Raw genomic sequence first — 1549 nt, 5'->3', positions numbered from 1 at the left:
CTTGCGCATTCCGTGAAATGCAGGGCACGGACGGCCGGCCCGGGGCCGGACCCGTAATCCGGCATAGTTTTGAAATGAAACTAATTCACTGGCAGGCAAACTAGGTCGTTCTAGCGCCATGTCGCCGGCTAATTTCCAATTTCCAACCAGTTGCACAAAACATTTGCTCGCAGTCGCGTCTCGGCGCACTTCATTGCCTCGGATTTGGCTTTATATCGAATCCCCAAACGACTGCAGACGCTTTTGACTATGGCGTCTAGCTGTTTTTTGTCGTTAAGCATATCGTGGGTTACCAGGAACACATCGAAACCCATGCTCTGGAGCGCAGTCATGCGCTCCGCATCTTGGTCAAGTACCGCGCCTGACCCATGGATGACCTCACCTTGGATTTCGATAATTGCTGCCTTCATTAGGATTGGGTTTACAATCACGATGTCACCGTAGCAAACCTTTTGACCTGCGATGCTTTGGGCTTCCTCGGATAGAGGGGTTAAATCGTTGAGGTATACGTATCTGAATCCTGAACCACCTAGACGTCGAGAACGACTTAGAAGCAGGACCCCCGCGACCTCGAGTGGAGATGCAGCAATGCCGATAACCTGCTGAGCGGCATCATAAAACTGCTTTCCCCACATTTGACTTTTGACCTTTTCGACGAATCGATGCAAGTCGCTCAGTTCGATGAGTGGCTTTCTCATCCAAAGCGAAGTACCTTTGAGTTTCGTAACCTCTCTTCCATCCTCGCGATTGTTCGTTTGGCCTTCATTTGTTGGGACCTTTACGGTTGTGCGGGCATAAACTCGTTTCCAAGGAATCTCGTCTTCGCCTTCTCCAAGTTCGAACAGATCCTGCGTGCTGGAATTGCGATTCTCCTTTAACGCGATTTTTAACTGCATTTCGACAGCGGGGGTCGGCTCGAAAACAGAAAACCAGCCGCAAAGTTCGTACATAGCCAGTACGAGATCTATTTGGGACACAAAGCGTGTCATAGTAAATAACGTGTTAAGCGGATTGGTGACGCTAAAGCCTAAATGAGTGTCGGTTGTTGTGCCGGTATCCGAAGCCCCTTCCCAGCGAATAGTGGAGCGCAATCCCGAGTGGTGATTACAACAACCTGGCGAAGCAACAGCGATAATCGGGGTCTTGAGGACATCGGTTACGAAAGGGGCTTGGGATAGGGCCCGCCAGCCGTCATCGGAGCTGGGTAGGCGCGGGTAGAGGTCATGCACCTGCGGTGGGCAGCGCCAGTAGCGGAATGCGGTGTTTGCGCAGACGATTTCGTCCATGTGGCCTCCCCTGGTTTCGACCGTAGGCCGTGCGGATTGCGGGCATGGCCGATTATCTACCGGGGCATCATGCGGGTAAGTACGGGAAGCAAACCAAATGCTGACAAAAGTATGCCGAGTTCCGCCGAAAAACCGTCGTGTGATAGAAAACCGCTGGAAGGAGCTTTGGGCATGTGGTCCCTGTCTTGTTAGCGCCGGGCGATTTTAGCCGCTAATAGTCAAACGATTTTGACCAATCCCGGTCACCGAATAATGGCCACCGT

General features: G+C 52.1%; 1 protein-coding gene. It reads right to left on the bottom strand.

Annotated features, from left to right (window positions below; translation table 11 throughout):
• Window positions 1-128: 128 nt before the first annotated feature.
• On the bottom strand, window positions 129-1286 hold the full coding sequence (locus AB5164_RS10145; protein ID WP_368143347.1) for a putative endonuclease domain-containing protein: 1158 nt from the start codon (window positions 1284-1286) through the stop codon (window positions 129-131).
• Window positions 1287-1549: the final 263 nt, after the last annotated feature.

It is taken from the genome of Collinsella aerofaciens (assembly GCF_040915425.1).
GTDB classification, from domain to species: Bacteria; Actinomycetota; Coriobacteriia; order Coriobacteriales; family Coriobacteriaceae; genus Collinsella; species Collinsella aerofaciens_BW.
The sequence above is the reverse complement of the archived record's forward strand: the minus strand, read 5'-3'. Positions and strand labels throughout refer to the sequence as shown.